This window comes from Pseudomonas sp. 3HC3 (genome assembly GCF_044904505.1).
Taxonomy (GTDB): Bacteria; Pseudomonadota; Gammaproteobacteria; order Pseudomonadales; family Pseudomonadaceae; genus Aquipseudomonas; species Aquipseudomonas putida_Y.
In genome coordinates this window covers 1-13,688 of sequence record NZ_JADDRH010000038.1, presented here as the reverse complement: position 1 = coordinate 13,688, position 13,688 = coordinate 1, and the positions used below count along the sequence as shown (strand labels likewise).

The following is a 13,688-nucleotide window of genomic DNA, read 5'->3' as shown; positions in this document are numbered from 1 at the left end:
CAGTGGAAGACAGGGAATCGTGTTTCGAACTATGCTTTTTCATGGTCTCGCCCTCGCTGCCGTTGGCTTCTTCGAACACCACCGTGGCACTGTGATGCCTCGGCGGGGGCGAGTCCATCGATTACAAGTGGGCTGCGTCAGGCAGACATTTATTTTCGGCAGAAAAAAAGCGCCGGGCGGTGGCCGCCGGGCGCTTTTAGGGGCTGACTGGGATCAGTCGCGGTACAGGATGGCCGAGCCCCACGACAGGCCCACGCCAAAGCCACTGATCGCCACGCGCTTCCAGCTGCCATCGAGCATGTGCTTCTGCAGCAGCAGCGGAACACTGGAGGACACCGTATTGCCGGTTTCCAGCATGTCCTTGACGAACTTCTCCGGGTGTTGCTCTTCAAAGCGTCGCGCCACGGCGTCGACAATCGCCGCACTGCCCTGGTGGATGCAGAAGGCGTCGATATCCGACGACTTCAGGCCGCTGGCGTCCAGCAGCTCGTGCAGGTGCGCTGGCACTTTGATCAGGGCGAAGTTGAATACCTGGCGGCCGTTCATGAAGAACTTGCCGTCGCTGACTTTCAGGTGCTCGGCACCGGAACCGTCAGTGCCGAAACGCGCCTGGCCCAGGTTCCAGACCGCGTTTTCACCCATCCAGGTTGCCGTGGCGGCGTCGCCGAACAGCATGGTGGTGTTACGGTCTTCCGGGTCGACGATCTTCGAATACGGGTCGGCGGTGATCAGCAGGCCGTTCTTCAGGCCTGCCGCTTCCATGAAGCCTTTGATCGCATACAGGCCATACACATAGCCGGAGCAGCCCAGCGACACGTCGAACGCCGCCACGCGGGTAGACAGGCCTAGTTTGCTCTGGACGATGGCGGCGGTGTGCGGCAGGCCTTCTTCGTCGCCATTCTGGGTGACCACGATCAACGCATCGATCGATTGCGGATCAAGGTCGGGGTTGCTGGCGAACAGCGCTTGGGCGGCTTCTACGCACAAGTCGGAGGTTTCTTGCTCTTCGGCCTTGCGCGGCAGGAACGACGCACCGATCTTGCCGAACATGAACTCTTCGTCCTTGCCGAACTTCGCACCCTGAACGTAGTTGTCCAGGCCAGCGGTGGGCACGTAACTCGCAATGCTTTTGATGCCAATCATTCTGGCTTCCCAATGAAAACAGCCAAAGACCACCACTCGATGAGTTGAGGGCGCCAAATACCGGAGCGGTCACCGCCAGGGGTTGTAGGCAGGGCTCGCCTGCGCACCGGTAACAAAATGCTGCAACAGCTGCTGCATAGAATACAGGGAAGATGAGCGTTTTGACTCATTGGTCACATTGAAATGCTACGAAAGCCGTGCGGACGGCGTGGGGACTGGGGAGTTTTCAGGGCTTTCAGATGATCGGGGCCGCGTTGCGGCCCCGGGATGTGACAGGCAGATCAGAGCTTGTTGAACAGGCTCAACTGGGAAATACGCGAGAAGGCCAGCTGCGAGGCCTCGAGCATGGCCTGCTGCAAGGTCAGGGTGATGGCCGCCTGCGACATGTCGGTGTTGCCGATGGCGTTCTGGGTGGTCTTGTTGGCCAGCCCCAGGCTGGTGTTCTCCTGGCGTTGAATCTCGAGCGAGTTGCCGCGAGCACCGATCGAGCCACGGGTGATATCGACCTGCTCACGGGCACTGGCCAGGTTTGCAATGGCCGAGGCCGCCGCATCTTTCAAGGCATTCGCCGCGCCAGCACCGGTCACCGGCGTTTCCAGTGCCGCACGCAACTGACTGAGGGTTTCCAGCACGTTCTGGTTCTGGTGGGTATTGGCCGTGACCGCAAACTGGTCGCCTGCCTCCGGCGAACCGGACACCTGGTAGGTCACCCCGGCCACCGTCAACGACGGTGCCGTAAAGGTACCTTTGGCGACCGGCTTGCTGTCGGCCGTCAGCGGCTGAGCATAGAACTCGTATGCGCCCGGCCCCGTGAACTTGATCACCGCGCCATTACTGGGGAAAGTACTGCGATAGGCGGCCTCGTCGGTCACGCTGCTGCTGGTGACCTGGGCGCTGGAGGTATTGCTGCCGTTACGGGTGGTATTGAACGAGTCCGGGCGTGCCTCCAGGGAGAACTCGCGCCCGCCCACGGCGGCGTCGGCATCGGCCCCCTCCTCCAGGGTAACGGTTATTTCGAACTCCACGCCACGCAGGGCAATCTTGTTGGCACCTTCGGTTTTGCTGTCGAAGGTACCGTTGGTGGGCGTTTCCGAGGTGATGTCATTACCGTTGGCGTCAGTGATGGTGTACTGCGTCGCGCTGGTGAAGGTCAGCTTGTAGGGCTGGCCTGCCGTGAAACTGTTGTTGTAGGTGGTGTTCGAGGTCAGCAGGCCAGACGACACCCCGACCACGCTATCGTCAGTCGCCGGCACCAACAGGGTCGACTGGGTACGGCTCTTGTTGCTGGCCGAGTCGAAGATGCTGAAACCGGTGTCGTTGGTAGCCAGGCTCAGGGTATCGGATACCTGCAGGCTCAGCTGGGTCTGGTCGCCGTGGTAGCTATAGGTGCCATCAGAGTTACGCACATAGGGCGGCGTGGTGCTCTTGGAGCCTCCGAACATGTAGTCGCCGTTGGCATCGCGCGAGTTGAGCAGGCCAAAGATGTTGGCCTCGATCTCTTTCAGCTCGGTGCCGATGGCCACGCGGTCAGAATCGGTCACCCCGGCGCCACCGGCACGGATCGCCAACTCGCTGGCACGCTGCATGGCATCGTTGATGGTAGAGAGCACACTCTCTTCCTGCAGCAGCGAGTTGCTCACGGTGTTGATGTTGCCGCTGTACTGGTCCAGCAACGATTGCTGCTGTTGCAGCAGCAGCAGGCGTGCAGCACCAACCGGGTCATCGGCAGCGGTCTGGATACGGATACCCGACGTCACCTGGTCGTTGGTCTTGTTCATGCTGGAGAAGTTCTTGGAGTAGCTACTGGCGCTGGCCTCATAGAACTGAGCAGTGGAAATACGCACGATAGTCTACTCCTTACAAAGCGTTGATCAGGGTGCTGAAGGTTTCTTGCGCCGCCTTGATGATCTGCGAGGACGCCGTGTAGTAGTGCTGGAACTTGACCAGGCTGGCCGCTTCGTCATCCAGGTTGACTCCGGACACTGCGCTGCGGCTTTCGCTGGCGGACTTGAGCACCGCCTCGGTCGCGGTGCTGTCGATGGACGCCTGATTCGCCTTGGCCCCCACGCGCTCGACCAACGAGGCGTAGGCCGAAGTGAAGCTGGTACCGCCGCCGGAGCCGGTATTCACCGTCGACTTGGTCTGCAGGTCGAGCAGTGCCGTGGCGTTACGGTTGTCCGCTTTGCCGTCGGCATTGAACGACAGGGTAAAGCTGTCATTGGCCGCAGGGCTGCCGCCAATGGTGGTTTCGACGGCAAAGGTACGCGGGTTACCGCTGCCATCCAGAATCGGGTCGCCAGCCGCATCCAGCATTGGCACGGCGATGGACAGCTTGTTGTCCTGCCCCGGCACCACGCTGCCGGTGCCAATCTGGGTGCCCTTGGCATCGAACAGCTTGTAGCCCTGGGAGCCACCACCGGCGGCGTCGAACACCACGCGCACGGGCATCGAGTCGCGAATCGACTGCTGGATCAGCGCGGTATCGGCACCGCCGTAGATGTCCAGCGCCTCGCTCAGGGTCGGCTGGGTGATGGTGCCAGTACCGCTGTTGCCACTGCCCGAGGTAGCGCTGACGGGCCCAGCGAAGGCCAGCTTGTTGGCATCGGTCAGGGTCGTGGTAATGCTACCGGCAGCTGCACGGGTGGGGATAACCTTGAAGCTGTCGCCGGCCGCCAGGCCGCCGCCTTTCAACGCCAGGCTGAAACCGTCGATCACGGGTGCCGGGTCGGCATTCAGGTCGAAGCTGCCCATGTCGGTGCCGTCCGAGCGGCGCACACTGTACTGGTTGGCGCTGGTGAACTTCACCTCGTAGTCGTAGGTGGTCAACGCACCGCTGTTGGCAATGGTGACATCCAGGTTGCCGGAGCCGGCACTGTTGTTCGACGAGGCCAGGCTGCGCTGGGCAATGGCGGTGGCGCTGTTGATGCTGGAGAACAGCGAGCTGCCGAACTGGCCGTTGGCATCCAGGCCCTGCCCCAGCTGGCCGTTGATGCTGTCGGCAACCACCAGGGCAACGCGACCGAGTTCGTTCATCGACGGCGTCAGCACGTCCTGGCGATAACGCAACAGGCCACCAATGGCGCCACCAGACACCACCGAGGTCACGTCCGAGCTGAACGAGTCATAGTTGATGCGCAGGGCAACCTGGCTCTTGTCAGCCACACCCGGCTCCACCGACAAGGTGTTGGCCTTGGTGCCAGTGACCAGCGACTGGCCACTGCCCAGGTACACATCGTAGTTGCCATCACGCTCCTGCACCGTCACCCCTACCAGCTCATTGAGCTGGCGCACGGCTTCGCTGCGCGCATCCAGCAGGCTGTTGGGGGTGTTACCGGAGGCGCTGGCCGCGGTGATCTGCTTGTTGTACTCGGCAATGTTGGCGGTGAGTTTGTTCACCTGGCCGGCCATGGTGTCGAGCTGGGAGTTGATCGTGGCGTTCTGTTGAGTCAGCTGGGTGCTCACCGCGTTGAAGCGGTTGCTCAGGGTTTGCGCCTGGGTCAGCAGCAACTGGCGCGAGGCAACGTCACCCGGCTTGGCCGCCGCAGTCTGCAGGGCCGAGAAGAATGCGGTAAGGACCGAGCTGATACCGGTATCACGGTCTGCCAGCAGCTTGTCGACACTGGTGATCTGGTCCTGGAACGTCAGCGAATCTGCCTGCAACGAGGTGGCCGTCTGCAGTTGGTTGTCCAGGTAGGAACTGTAGATGCGACGCACATCCGCCAGCGTGGTCCCGGTACCCAGGAAACCGGCGCCAATGTTGTGCGAAGGCCCCGCCGCCTGAACTGTCTGCTGGCGCGAGTAGCCACTGGTCGCGGCGTTGGCGATGTTGTTACTGGTTACCGACAAGGCCGCCTGGCTGGCACTCAGGCCACTCAGGCCGATGGAAATCAGGCTCGACATGATTTAGTCCTTTTATAAGTTCGTGGTTCTGCCAGCCATGGCGTATTGCGGGGTTGACTGCATTTGCTGGGCAATGCTGATGATCTTCTTCGCATAGCCCGGGTCGGTCGCATAACCTGCCTTTTGCAGCTCTCTTGCAAACTGCTCAGGGTTATCGGCCGCATCCAGCGCACCTTGATAGCGAGAATTGCTCTGCAACAAGGTGACAAGGTCGTGGAAGCTGTCCTGGTACGAGTCGTAGCTGCGGAACGCTGCGGTTTCCTTGACGAACTGGCCATCGCGGAATTCGCTGGTGATCGCCCGCGCCTGATCGCCTTGCCAGTTGCCGGTGGCTTTGATGCCGAACAGGTTGTGGCTGCTGCTGCCGTCGCTGTTGCGCATCACCGACTTGCCCCAACCGGTTTCCAGCGCGGCCTGGGCCACCAGGTAGCGTGGGTCGATACCAATGCGCTTGGCGGCCTGCTCGGCCATTGGCAGCATGGTGGCTACGAAGGCGTCGCTGTCGGTGAAAGCCTTGTTCGGCGCCAGCGGCGGCTGGGCCACGGCGCGGCCGACAATGCGCAGGCCGTTGTCCGGCACGGCGAAGGCCTTGGCCACTTGCTGGCCGTCACGGGCTGGCACGGCGGCGTTGTTGGCGGTTTCCGCCGATGGCACGATACCGGCCAGCAGGCGGTCGGTGAGCTTGCTGGGCAAGGCCAGGCGCCGCGCATTGAGTGCTGCAACGTCATTGCGGGTAGCGGACGAGGCCATGGTATGCACCGGCTCCGCCACCTTGTTGCCCCACAATGCTGGGCCACTGCTATCGACGCGCGGGAACGGGCTGGTATTGACCGACGCACTGCGGCCCTTGGTCAGCTGGCGTACCAGCACGTCCTGCAGGCCGATGCCGCCCCCTTCGCGGGACATGCTTACGGCCAGCTGCTGGTCGTACATGTCGCGGTACTGTTTGACCGTTTCGGTGTTCATCGGGTTGTCGTCGGCCAGCACGTCACTGGCCTTGCGCGAGGCCTTGAGCATTTCACTGATGAACAGCGACTCGAACTCCTGGGCCACCTTGCGCACATTGGCTTCGCTGTCGCGGTCGCCGTGCTTGAGGGCACTCAGGCGGTTGAGGTCGGTATAGGCGCCGCTGTCGGCACTACCGGATACCTGGCTTTTGATATTCATCCGTGCCGTCCTCAGATCACGATCAGGTCGGCCTGCAAGGCACCGGCCTGTTTCAAGGCTTCGAGAATCGCCATCAGGTCGCCGGGCGCTGCGCCCACCTGGTTCACCGCGCGGACGATTTCGTCCAGCGTGGTACCCGGGCCGAACTTGAACATCGGCTTGGCTTCCTGCTCGGCATTGACCCGCGAGCGTGGCACCACAGCCGTCTGGCCATTGGAGAAGGCCCCCGGCTGGCTGACGATCGGGTCTTCGGTAATGGTCACGGTCAGGCTGCCGTGGGTTACCGCCGCCGGCGACACCTTGACGTTCTGGCCGATGACGATGGTGCCGGTTCGCGAGTTGATGATGACCTTGGCCACCGCCTGGCCCGGGTCGATTTCGAGGTTTTCGAGGATCGACAGATAATCCACGCGCTGGCTTGGATCCATCGGCGCGCTGACCCGTACCGAACCACCGTCCAAGGCCTGGGCCACGCCAGGGCCGAGCAGGTCGTTGACCTTGTCCACGATGCGCTTGGCGGTCGTGAAGTCGGGGCGATTGAGGTTCAGGGTCAGGGTATTGCCCTGGTTGAAGCCGCTCGGCACCGCACGCTCGACACTGGCACCACCCGGAATACGGCCAGCCGACGGCACGTTGACAGTGATCTTCGAGCCGTCACGGCCCTCGGCGTCAAAGCCGCCCACAACCAGGTTGCCCTGGGCAATGGCGTAGACATTGCCGTCGATACCCTTGAGCGGGGTCATCAACAGGCTGCCGCCGCGCAGGCTCTTCGAGTTACCAATCGACGACACGGTAATGTCCACCACCTGGCCCGGCTTGGCGAACGGTGGCAGGTCGGCATGCACCGACACTGCGGCAACGTTCTTCAGCTGCACGTTGCCGGAACCGGCCGGCACCTTGATGCCGAACTGCGACAGCATGTTGTTGAAGGTTTGCAGGGTGAATGGCGTCTGGGTGGTCTGGTCACCCGTGCCATTGAGGCCCACCACCAGGCCGTAACCAATCAACTGGTTGGAGCGTACGCCAGAGATGCTGGCAATGTCCTTCAGGCGCTCGGCCTGGGCAGCGAAGGCACAGGACAAAAGCAGGGTTGCGGCAATCAGCTGCCTTACGTTGAACATGGTCATCCGTACTCAGAAAGGCCAAAGCGGGCTGATGAAGAAGCGGTCCAGCCACCCGGGCTGGCTGGCATCGGCAAACGAGCCCGTGCCGGAATAGGTGATGCGCGCGTCGGCCACGCGGGTGGACGGCACGGTGTTGTCAGTGGCGATATCGTCAGCGCGGACCATGCCGGCAATGCGCACCAGCTCTTCGCCGGTGTTCAAGGTCAGCCACTTCTCGCCGCGCACGGCGATGATGCCGTTGGGCAGCACTTCGGCCACAGTGACGGTGATCGAACCGGTCAGGGTGTTGCCCTGGGTGGCCTTGCTGTCGCCCTTGGTGGCACGCTCGCCGTTATAACCAGCCTCCAGCGACAGATCACCACCGCCGAACGGGTTGTTGGTGTTCGGTGTGCTGCCGAACAGCGAGGTCAGGCCGATATTGGCCGAGCTGTTCTTCTGGATCTGCGAACCTGCGTTCTTGCTGGCCGAGGTTCTCTCGTTGAGGGTGATGGTGATGATGTCACCCACCCGGAACGCCTTGCGGTCGCTGTACAGGTTCTGCTCAAAACCGGCCTGGTAGATCGAACCGTTGTTGGCCGCTGCCGGCAATGGGGTGCGCGGCAACACCGGCGCATAGTACGGGTCGTTGGGCCGGGGCGTCGGCGCGACGCAACCTGCCAGCAACACCGCCCCCCCCAGGGCGAAAACGGACAACAGACGATTCATGACGCTTACCTCACGGGTGCAACTGAGTGACAGGGCTTAGAGCTGTTGAGTAACGAACGACAGCATCTGGTCGGCCGTGGAAATGACCTTGGAGTTCATCTCATAGGCACGCTGGGTGGTGATCATGTTCACCAGCTCTTCCACGGTGCTGACGTTGGAGTTCTCCAGCGTCTGCTGCAGGGTGGTGCCAAAACCGTTCAGGCCCGGGGTGCCGACCTGAGGTGCGCCACTGGCGGCGGTCTCGAGGAACAGGTTATCGCCGATCGCCTGCAGGCCGGTCGGGTTGATGAAATCGGCGGTCTGGATGTTGCCGATCACCTGTGCAGCCGGATTGCCGGCGGTGGTGATCGACACGGTGCCGTCCTGGCCAACGGTGAAGGTCTGCGCGTCGTTAGGCACGACAATGGCAGGCTCCAGGGCGTAGCCGTTGGCGGTGACGATCTGGCCATCGGAGTTCAGGTGGAAGGTACCGTCACGGGTGTACGACACGGTGCCGTCCGGCTGCAGGATCTGGAAGAAACCACGGCCGTTGACTGCCATGTCCAACGGGTTCTCGGTGGTTTGCAGGCTCCCGGCAACAAAGCTCTTCTGGGTGCCCACAATACGCACGCCGGTACCGACCTGCAGGCCCGAGGGCAGCTCGCTGTCCTGGGTCGACTGGGCGCCAGGCTGGCGTTTGATCTGATAGAGCAGGTCGGCAAATTCGGCGCGGTCACGCTTGAAGCCGGTGGTCGAGACGTTGGCCAGGTTGTTGGAAATGACCGTCAGGTTGGTGTCCTGGGCGGACAGGCCGGTTTTAGCGACCCAAAGAGCCGGAAGCATGTAAGTTCTCCTCGTGCGCCTGTTTTACGGCACCCGTTCAAAAGTGATTAGCCGATTTGCAAAACCCGAGCCATGGCTTCGTCGCCTTCCTTGGCCGTGTTCATCATCTTGACGTGCAGTTCGAACTGGCGGGACAGCGCCAGCACCGAGGTCATTTCCTCGACAGCGTTGACATTGCTGCCTTCCACGAAGCCAGCCACCACCCGCACATTGACGTCTGCATCGGCCGGCTGGCCGGAAGTGGTATGGATCAGACCGTCCAGGCCCTTCGTCAGGCCTTTGGTGTCCGGGTTGACCAGTTTGATGCGGTCGACCTCGGCCATCACCCGCGGGTCTTCACCCATGGAGCGGATGCTGATGGTGCCGTCGGCACCCACTTCCACTTTCTGCTCCGGCGGGATGGCGATCGGGCCACCGTTGCCGATCACCGGCATGCCATTGCCGGCACGCAGCACACCGAGGGCATCGATGTTCAGGCTACCGGTACGCACATAGGCTTCGCTGCCGTCCGGCGCCTGCACGGCAATAAAGCCTTTGCCGGTCACCGCCACGTCAAGATCGCGGCCAGTTTCGACCAGCGGGCCTTCACTGAAGTCGGTGGCCGGGCGCTCGGTCATGGCGAAGGCGCGCGCCGGAAAGCTGTCGCCGAACACCGGCATCGAACGGGCCTGCTCCAGGTCGCGCTGAAAACCGTTGGTAGAAATGTTCGCCAGGTTGTTGGCGTGGGCCTTCTGCGCCAGCGCGTTCTGGCTGGCGCCGGTCATGGCCACATAAAGCAACTTGTCCACAGTTTCTCCTCTGCGCGCAGTTACCGCGCTGTCACTGGGTGGTTCAAAGCAATAATCGAACCAAGTCTGAAACACCCGGTTTACGGGGCTTTCAGCGTGGCGAGGGGCAATAACCGTCAGTTTGTCGGCGGATGTTTGCCGCCTGCGGCAAGGGCTTGCTCAATGGGCGCGGCAGGCGGCGTTGTTGTAGGGGCCGGAATGGCGCACCCAGCCTTTGCCCGGGTTGTGGGCCGAGCACAGGTAGCGGCCGGTGACCAGACTTTGCCATTGATAGAACGGGGCGGGGGCGGCAGGGGCCGGCAGAACCAGCACCAGCAAGGGGAACAAGGCCAATAATGACAGCCGCTTCATTAGCACGAACCTTCAAGTTCTTGGGGCCGCGTTGCGACCCCAATTACAGACACCACAGCAAAAACAATCATCAGGTCATCTGAATGATGGTCTGCATGATGGTGCTTTCAGTGGAAATGGTCTTGGCATTGGCCTGGTAGTTGCTCTGCGCCTTGATCAGGTTGACCAGCTCGCCGGTCAGGTCGACGTTGGAGTCTTCCAGCGCACCGCCAGAAATCTGGCCGAGGGTACCGGTGTCCGGGGCACCGATTACCGGTACGCCCGAGGCGTAGGACTCTTTCCAGTTGGTACCGCCAATCGGCGTCAGGCCCTGCAGGTTGGCGAAGTTGGCAATCGCCACCTGGCCGATCACCTTGTCCTTGCCATTGGTGAAGCTGGCAAACAGGTAGCCGTTCTGGTCGATGCTCAGCCCCGACAGCTCACCAGTGGCGAAGCCATCCTGGGTTTTTGCAATTTCTGCGGAGGACGCGTTGTATTGGGTGGCACCCAGCATGTCCAGCTTCACACCGTCCGCGTTGGCGATGGCGCCATTGGCCGACCACTCTCCGGCGGCGTTTTTCTGCGCCGGGATCCAGTCGTTGAGCTGGAAGATCTTGTCTTCGCCAATGCTCAGACCGCCCGGGACATCACCCGCGATCATTGCGTCCTTGTCCAGCGTACCATCGGACTTGAACGGCACAGCGTTGACCAGCGGCGCGGTGGAAGCCGGATTGGCCGGGTTGCGGCCATCGATAGTGGTGTGCATGGACCAGGTATTGGTCGCGTCGTCCTTGATGAAGTACTGATTCATCTGGTGTTCATTACCCTGGCTGTCGTACACCGGAGTATTGAACGTGAAGTTGTAGGAACTGGCGTTGGTGGGATCGAATGGCGTTACCGACGGGGAGGTCGCGGCCGAGTTCAGGTTGATCTTCTCGGTGATGAGGCTGGTCGGCTTCGGCGTCAGGTTGGAAGTATCGATCTGCAGGTCAGTCAGGATGCCCTGGATGATCTTGCCGTCCTCGCCGACCGCATAACCCTGCAGGTTGGCACCCGAAGCATTCACCACATAACCGGCCTTGTCGCTGTAGAAGGCGCCCGCACGGGTGTAGATCTTCGAGCCGTTGTCGTTCAGGGCAAAGAAGCCGTTGCCATCAATAGCCATGTCCAGCGCCTGGCCGGTGGCGTTGATATTACCTGGCGTGAACAGCTGCGAAACCGCGGCGGTCTTTACCCCGGTGCCGATCACGGTCTTGCCCGCGCTGGTGCCGCGAATGGAGTTGGAGTACTGGTCGGCGAACTCGGCACGCGACGACTTGAAGCCGGTGGTGGCAACGTTGGCAATGTTGTTGCCGGTAACGTTCAGGGCCTTGTTTGCTGCATAGAGGCCGCTAAGGCCGATATTGAAAGACATGTGTAACTCCTGTCGTTTTGCTCAGGCCCTAGATGCCGATGCTTTGGATTTTGGAAAGCGCAACACTGCCCAGCCCGGCCAGGTTGAGCGTCATCTCCGAACCGTTGGTACCCATGGTCACACTGGTAACCGAAGCCGGCAGGTTGGTGGTCATGGCCGTGGCCTTGCCATCGATCGAGGCAGTAGCCTTGAAGGTGTAGGTCCCGGCGGCCGCGACTTCACCGTCATCGTTCAGGCCATCCCAGGTAAAGTCGATGCTGCCACCCTTCTGGGTACCGAGCTCGATGGTGCGCACCAGCTTGTCGTCCTTGTCGTAGATCCCCACCGAGGTGGAGGTACTGGACGACGTCAGGTTGACCGAGCCCTTCATGTCCTTGCTGGTATCGACCACGGCCTTGTCGGTCTGGACAATGACATTGCGCCCGACCAGCGAGGAGGCCTGCAAGGCCTGGGAAGATTGCAGCCCGGCCGCGATGTAGGTCACTGCGTCGTTCAGCGACTGCATGCTTTCCAGGCTGCTGAACTGCGCCAACTGGGCCACGAACTCGCCATTTTCCTGCGGGTCGAGCGGGTTCTGGTTCTGCATCTGGGTAACCAGCAACTGCAGGAACGCGTCCTTGCCCAGCGCACTGCCGGCGGCACCGGTAGAGCTGTCAGTCTTGGACGTCTGCTTCTGCAGCGAGGTCAGGTACGCGCTGCCGACGTCTGTAGTGGAATTGGTGGTGGTCATGTCGGCTTCCTATCACTGCCCAAGGGTCAGCACTTTCTGCATCATGCTCTTGGCCGTGTTCATCAGTTCGGCGTTGGTCTGAAACGCGCGGCTGGCGGAGATCATGTCGGCCATCTCCTCGACCACGTTGACGTTCGGGTAGTAGACGTAGCCGTCCTTGTTCGCCGCCGGGTGGTTCGGCTCGTAGCGTGCTTCCAGGGTGCTCTGGTCTTCGACAATGCCTTTTACCTGCACGCCCTGCCCTGCCTCGCCCTGGTCTTCGAACAGCGACTGGCTGCTGCCGGCCTGGGCGTTCTGGAAGGTGGTGGCGAACACCGGGTGGCGGGCGCGGTACGTCTGGTCGATGCTCGAAGACACCGTCTCGGCGTTGGCGATGTTGGACGCCACGGTGTTCAGACGCGTGTTCTGTGCGCTCATGCCGCTACCGGCAATGTTGAAGACACTGGAAAGGGACATGGTCATTCTCCCCGCAGGGCGGAAACCAGCCCTTTGAATTTACTGTTGAGCAAGGTGAAGCTGGCCTGGAAGCCAATCGCGTTTTCCGTGTAGTTCGATTGCTCGATCTGCGCATCCACGGTGTTCTGGTCGATCGACGGCTGCAGCGGTGTGCGGTACTTGAGGGTTTCATCGGCCATGGCCAGGCCCTCAGCCTCGATGTGCCTGCTGTTGGTACGGTCAAGACTGAAGCGGCCGCCGCTCTGCTGCTTGTCGCTTTCGGCTGCGAGCACCGAGGCGAAGTCCATGTCACGCGCCTTGTAGTTGGGCGTGTCGGCGTTGGCAATGTTGTTGGCCAGCACTTCAGCGCGCTGGGCGCGGAAGCCCAGAGCCTTTTCGTGAATACCAAGCGCTTTGTCGAAGCTGATGCTCATGTCAGGGAAACCTTTAGAGGTTGACCGGAATTTCGTTGAGCAAGGTATAGCAAGGGCTGTGCCAACCACCGCAAAGCCCGTATTTATGGGGTTTACAGGGAGAGTACTATCAGATTGATGCCAGAAAAGCGGCAAAGGCCTTCCGCCTGAGGTGACAAAAGCGGCAATTGATAGGCGGCAAAAGCGGCAAAACAAAAAATTGACGTCAGTGTTTTCCTGGGCGGACCTCTTCGCGGGTAAACCCGCTCCTACGGCGGGCCGTGTCCAACCTCCGATGTATTTCCACCACCAATCTGTGTAGGAGCGGGTTTACCCGCGAATACGGTAGCGGCAGCAACGGTGAACGGCGGGTGGTAAATGGCCAGCAGGGCCGGCCTCTTCGCGGGTAAACCCGCTCCTACGGCGGACAGTGTCCAACCTCCGATGTGTGCCCACCACCAATCTGTGTAGGAGCGGGTTTACCCGCGAATACGGTAGCGGCAGCAACGGTGAACGGCGGGTGGTAAATGGCCAGCAGGCCCGGCCCTTTCGCGGGTAAACCCGCTCCTACGGCGGGCTGCGTCCAACCTCCGATGTGTGTCCACCACCAATCTGTGTAATCAATGGACTCGCCCCCGCCGAGGCATCACAGTGCCACGGTGGTGTTCGAAGAAGCCAACGGCAGCGAGGGCGAGACCATGAAAAAGCATAGTTCGA

General features: G+C 61.4%; 13 protein-coding genes. All 13 read right to left on the bottom strand.

Annotation, left to right across the window (positions count from 1 at the left end):
* Positions 1-213: 213 nt before the first annotated feature.
* Positions 214-1,143 carry a ketoacyl-ACP synthase III gene (locus INQ47_RS25480; protein ID WP_003254453.1) on the bottom strand — a complete coding sequence of 310 codons (930 nt, stop codon included), beginning with the start codon at positions 1,141-1,143 and terminating at the stop codon, positions 214-216.
* 281 nt (positions 1,144-1,424) lie between these two features.
* Positions 1,425-2,987, bottom strand: a complete 1,563-nt coding sequence (locus INQ47_RS25475) for a flagellar hook-associated protein 3 (protein WP_404702883.1) — start codon at positions 2,985-2,987, stop codon at positions 1,425-1,427.
* Positions 2,988-3,000: 13 nt separating this feature from the next.
* Complete coding sequence (gene flgK / locus INQ47_RS25470) at positions 3,001-5,043, bottom strand: flagellar hook-associated protein FlgK (RefSeq protein ID WP_252458837.1); 2,043 nt, start codon at positions 5,041-5,043, stop codon at positions 3,001-3,003.
* Positions 5,044-5,055: 12 nt separating this feature from the next.
* Positions 5,056-6,210, bottom strand: coding sequence for a flagellar assembly peptidoglycan hydrolase FlgJ (gene flgJ / locus INQ47_RS25465; RefSeq protein ID WP_252458838.1), 1,155 nt, complete (start codon positions 6,208-6,210; stop codon positions 5,056-5,058).
* An 11-nt stretch (positions 6,211-6,221) separates the two neighbouring features.
* Positions 6,222-7,331: a flagellar basal body P-ring protein FlgI gene (locus INQ47_RS25460; protein ID WP_103463134.1), complete on the bottom strand. Its 1,110-nt coding sequence runs from the start codon at positions 7,329-7,331 to the stop codon at positions 6,222-6,224.
* Positions 7,332-7,343: 12 nt separating this feature from the next.
* The gene (flgH, locus tag INQ47_RS25455; RefSeq protein ID WP_103462191.1) at positions 7,344-8,039 is read right to left on the bottom strand and encodes a flagellar basal body L-ring protein FlgH; all 696 of its coding nucleotides are present in this window, start codon (positions 8,037-8,039) and stop codon (positions 7,344-7,346) included.
* A 36-nt stretch (positions 8,040-8,075) separates the two neighbouring features.
* Positions 8,076-8,861, bottom strand: a complete 786-nt coding sequence (gene flgG / locus INQ47_RS25450) for a flagellar basal-body rod protein FlgG (protein ID WP_103462190.1) — start codon at positions 8,859-8,861, stop codon at positions 8,076-8,078.
* 47 nt (positions 8,862-8,908) lie between these two features.
* A complete protein-coding gene (gene flgF, locus INQ47_RS25445) occupies positions 8,909-9,649 on the bottom strand; it encodes a flagellar basal-body rod protein FlgF (protein ID WP_103462189.1) in 741 nt (246 codons plus the stop codon).
* A gap of 159 nt (positions 9,650-9,808) precedes the next feature.
* Positions 9,809-10,000, bottom strand: coding sequence for a hypothetical protein (locus INQ47_RS25440; RefSeq protein WP_003254464.1), 192 nt, complete (start codon positions 9,998-10,000; stop codon positions 9,809-9,811).
* Positions 10,001-10,070: 70 nt separating this feature from the next.
* Positions 10,071-11,393 carry a flagellar hook protein FlgE gene (gene flgE, locus INQ47_RS25435; protein ID WP_103462188.1) on the bottom strand — a complete coding sequence of 441 codons (1,323 nt, stop codon included), beginning with the start codon at positions 11,391-11,393 and terminating at the stop codon, positions 10,071-10,073.
* A 28-nt stretch (positions 11,394-11,421) separates the two neighbouring features.
* Positions 11,422-12,123 carry a flagellar hook assembly protein FlgD gene (gene flgD, locus INQ47_RS25430; RefSeq protein ID WP_103462187.1) on the bottom strand — a complete coding sequence of 234 codons (702 nt, stop codon included), beginning with the start codon at positions 12,121-12,123 and terminating at the stop codon, positions 11,422-11,424.
* A gap of 12 nt (positions 12,124-12,135) precedes the next feature.
* A complete protein-coding gene (flgC, locus tag INQ47_RS25425) occupies positions 12,136-12,579 on the bottom strand; it encodes a flagellar basal body rod protein FlgC (RefSeq protein ID WP_012051596.1) in 444 nt (147 codons plus the stop codon).
* A 2-nt stretch (positions 12,580-12,581) separates the two neighbouring features.
* Complete coding sequence (gene flgB, locus INQ47_RS25420) at positions 12,582-12,992, bottom strand: flagellar basal body rod protein FlgB (protein ID WP_021785151.1); 411 nt, start codon at positions 12,990-12,992, stop codon at positions 12,582-12,584.
* Positions 12,993-13,688: the final 696 nt, after the last annotated feature.

What these genes read in the sequence shown, in the direction of transcription:
- INQ47_RS25480 (WP_003254453.1), bottom strand. Translation starts at nt 1,143, where the DNA reads ATGATTGGCATCAAAAGCATTGCGAGTTACGTGCCCACCGCTGGCCTG.
- flgK (WP_252458837.1), bottom strand. Translation starts at nt 5,043, where the DNA reads ATGTCGAGCCTGATTTCCATCGGCCTGAGTGGCCTGAGTGCCAGCCAG.
- flgJ (WP_252458838.1), bottom strand. Translation starts at nt 6,210, where the DNA reads ATGAATATCAAAAGCCAGGTATCCGGTAGTGCCGACAGCGGCGCCTAT.
- INQ47_RS25460 (WP_103463134.1), bottom strand. Translation starts at nt 7,331, where the DNA reads ATGTTCAACGTAAGGCAGCTGATTGCCGCAACCCTGCTTTTGTCCTGT.
- flgH (WP_103462191.1), bottom strand. Translation starts at nt 8,039, where the DNA reads ATGAATCGTCTGTTGTCCGTTTTCGCCCTGGGGGGGGCGGTGTTGCTG.
- flgG (WP_103462190.1), bottom strand. Translation starts at nt 8,861, where the DNA reads ATGCTTCCGGCTCTTTGGGTCGCTAAAACCGGCCTGTCCGCCCAGGAC.
- INQ47_RS25440 (WP_003254464.1), bottom strand. Translation starts at nt 10,000, where the DNA reads ATGAAGCGGCTGTCATTATTGGCCTTGTTCCCCTTGCTGGTGCTGGTT.
- flgE (WP_103462188.1), bottom strand. Translation starts at nt 11,393, where the DNA reads ATGTCTTTCAATATCGGCCTTAGCGGCCTCTATGCAGCAAACAAGGCC.
- flgD (WP_103462187.1), bottom strand. Translation starts at nt 12,123, where the DNA reads ATGACCACCACCAATTCCACTACAGACGTCGGCAGCGCGTACCTGACC.
- flgC (WP_012051596.1), bottom strand. Translation starts at nt 12,579, where the DNA reads ATGTCCCTTTCCAGTGTCTTCAACATTGCCGGTAGCGGCATGAGCGCA.
- flgB (WP_021785151.1), bottom strand. Translation starts at nt 12,992, where the DNA reads ATGAGCATCAGCTTCGACAAAGCGCTTGGTATTCACGAAAAGGCTCTG.